Genomic DNA, 2,940 nt, shown 5'->3' on the forward strand with positions numbered 1-2,940 from the left:
GCCCTCGCCGGACCGGCGACATCGTCGCCGCCGCGCTACACCTGACCCACTACGAATACAAATACCTATCCGGATCTTGTTGAGATCAGGTCATTATCTCGGCGCTCGCCGCAGCCGCCTAACAACCTCCCGGGGCATACCAGGGACACCGGGACCCGCTCTTCAAGGACAACTAACTCGCCGGCAAGGCCGGACGCCTCCGGTGGCACAGGCTGCTGGAGGCAGCCGGCCCACACGCCGGGAGTAACCGACTGGTCCGGCGGGTCGTGGTGGGGCGGATCCGGACGGATTCGTCCCCACGACGCTGCTGTCGGCGAGGAACGGATGAGCGTCATCGTGGCTCCAAATGGGTCTCGCTAAAGGATCTCTGGAATAGAGGATGCCGTCTGCAGCTGAGTACGCCATGCCTCGGCCTCGTCCAGGAGCTGCTGCTGCGCCTTGTCAAGGGGTTTGGCGGTCATGACCGCATCGAGGGTCTCGACGATCACCCAGGCCGAGAGCTGACGGCTGAAGTGCAGGACCCGGAAGACAGCGTCCTCGGTCACTGGCCCACCATGAGCGATGGCGTTCCGCACGCGTTCGAGCCGGTGAAGCGAGATCGACCAACGTTCTTCCAGGCTACCGACCCATTGTGCGATGTTCTCCGGACTGGCCGCCCGGCGAGCGAGGGTCCGTAGGTGGCGAGCCAGCGTCGTTCGCGAGTGCAGGAGTCCGGCGACTTCTTCGAAGTGCTGTGCTGCGATCTGAGTGTCGAAGGTCGGCTGTCCCAAATTGTTCCCACGGACCAGCTGCCGAATTTCTCGCTGCCGTTCGTCGCCGCCGTCGATCACGTATCCGGTGAAGAGGGACTCCAGGAGCGCGTCCGACACCTCGCCGCCGATCTGACGCCGTATCCAAATGCTCTTCCAATACTTTTCCAGATGCCGGTCCCAGTCCTTGTCAGAGGTCAAGGCCGCGAGGACCTCGATAGTGCGGACGTTGAGAAAAACGGCCTGAGCGCCAGGTTGCCCTTCGGCGAGGTGCCACCATTGCAAAGCGTCGACGAGTTCCGGATTCGTCGCGAGCACGCCTGGCAGCCCGGAGGAAATGGTCCCAGAGTACCGGGCGAGACCTGCGGCCGTGGCATCAAGATCAGGCCGGAACGTTGTCTCGATGCGGTCAAGGCCGAACCTCATGGACCGTGTGATCTGGCCGTCCTGGACGTGGATGTGACCCGTGAACTCCGTCCACAGGCTGCCGCCGGCCCGTGTCGCGGCATACGCAGCCATCGCGTGGACCAGTTTGCGGGCACGGCGCACTGGATCGGGGCCGCCGTCGGTTCCCAGCTCGACACGTGCCATGACGACGTGAGGTCCTTCAGGAACCATGATCGGCACCGTCGTCTGGAACTCCGCAGGAAGCCCGCTGCGGTCAGAATCTTCGGCAGCGAGAACCGGGCCGAGCGCATAGCCCTCGTAGAACGTCACTGGGCCGATAGCCTGAACGGTGCTGGTCAGACCCGCGTTGTCGAAGGCAAGCCAGACCACGTGATCGACCGGCCGGGGCGGTACCTTCAGCAGTCCTTCAGCGGTTTTCAGCCGCTGCTTCGGATCGGATACGGGGCTACCTGCGCCGGGCACGTGGGGTGTGTGCTCCTGCGGACCACTTTCGGACGGCGGCACCTCGCCGAGGGCGACACGCGCCTCGTGCAGCGCCCATGGATCTCCGCTCAACACCTTCGTCAGCGCCATTGCGAGGTTCTCCAGCGGGCGGCCCGCCAGTTCGGCAACGGCCCAGAAGGTGTCGTGCCGCAGGCACACCGACTCGATCGGCGGCGTGTCTTTGTTACAGCTGGTCAGGAGGTCCTTCCACGCTGCGAGCAGAGCGTCGTCGGTGGTGAGCAGGTCCAACGCGTCACGGACGTGCTTCTCCAGATCGGCAACATCGGCCGCGTCCGCCGCGATGTCGTCCCTGAGCTTCCCATCGATCACCGTCGTAGCTGGGGCTGTGAGAGTAGTCAGTGCCGACCCGATGTTCTTCACGCTGTGGCGGAAATCGGCGATGACGGAACTCCAGCTGTTGCGCCGGAACCGGTCGTTATACCCCCGCCTGTCGCGACACCACGCCAGGACTTCGTTCAGGGCCGCGACGAGGTGCGGCATGTCCTCAGCCCAGATGTGGTGCGGCTCGGTGAGGCACTGCATCAACTCACGGAAACAGTCATCGCCGCGGTACCACACCGAATCCATGCCCCTGGACATTCCGCCATTTTAGGTCGCACGGCCCTCACATGATGCGGTATCTCACCGGAACGCCATCCTGCCTGTTCGGCAATTCCTGGCCGACCTGCGCCGCGCAGGGGTCGGCCCTTGACGCGGACATCGCCGAGAGCATCGCTCATGGGGTCGTCGGCTCTGATATCTCGGGCGGATACCGTCGACGCGAGGTTGCCCAGGTCCCGCTGAGCGATCCTGTATGTCGTACCACTGACGTTCCCCACCGTAGGCCACCAACTCGATCACCTTGATCGGCCAGACACGCTGATCGACTGCCGCCTCTTCAACCCGCTGCCGGATAGGCTTTCCCGCAGGTCCTCGACCTTCGAGGGCTTGTCGTGACTGGATGCGGTAGAAGAACGAACTGGGACCACTACTTCCCTTTAAGTGGGAAACCGGACGGACTGCACTTTGAGTGCTGGACCATGCTGGCGGCCTGGGCCGAGTCGACGTCTCGGGTGGAGATCGGCGCCTTGGTCTCCTGCAACAGCTACCGCAATCCCGACCTCCTCGCTGACATGGCCCGCACTGTCGACCACATCAGCGAGGGCCGCCTGATCTTCGGTATCGGCTCGGGCTGGTTCGAACGTGACTACACCGAGTACGGCTACGAGTTCGGCACCGCCGGCAGCCGCCTGGACGACCTGGCGACCGCGCTCCCCCGCATCGAGTCCCGCTGGGAGAA

At 64.1% G+C, this 2,940-nt stretch carries 2 protein-coding genes; one reads left to right on the top strand and one right to left on the bottom strand.

Going from position 1 to position 2,940, the window contains the following annotated elements:
* Positions 1–356: 356 nt before the first annotated feature.
* Complete coding sequence (locus AB0I88_RS41140; RefSeq protein ID WP_361037717.1) at positions 357–2,240, bottom strand: hypothetical protein; 1,884 nt, start codon at positions 2,238–2,240, stop codon at positions 357–359.
* 440 nt (positions 2,241–2,680) lie between these two features.
* Between AB0I88_RS41140 and AB0I88_RS41145 the strand changes: the two genes are divergently transcribed.
* A partial coding sequence (locus AB0I88_RS41145) for an LLM class flavin-dependent oxidoreductase (RefSeq protein ID WP_361037719.1) occupies positions 2,681–2,940 on the top strand: 260 nt, incomplete at its 3' end.

The organism is Actinoplanes sp. NPDC049802 (genome assembly GCF_040656595.1).
Taxonomy (GTDB): Bacteria; Actinomycetota; Actinomycetes; order Mycobacteriales; family Micromonosporaceae; genus Actinoplanes.

Bases quoted from the DNA above. Each gene is read 5' to 3' on its own strand.
- AB0I88_RS41140 (WP_361037717.1), bottom strand. From the start codon at position 2,240: ATGTCCAGGGGCATGGATTCGGTGTGGTACCGCGGCGATGACTGTTTC.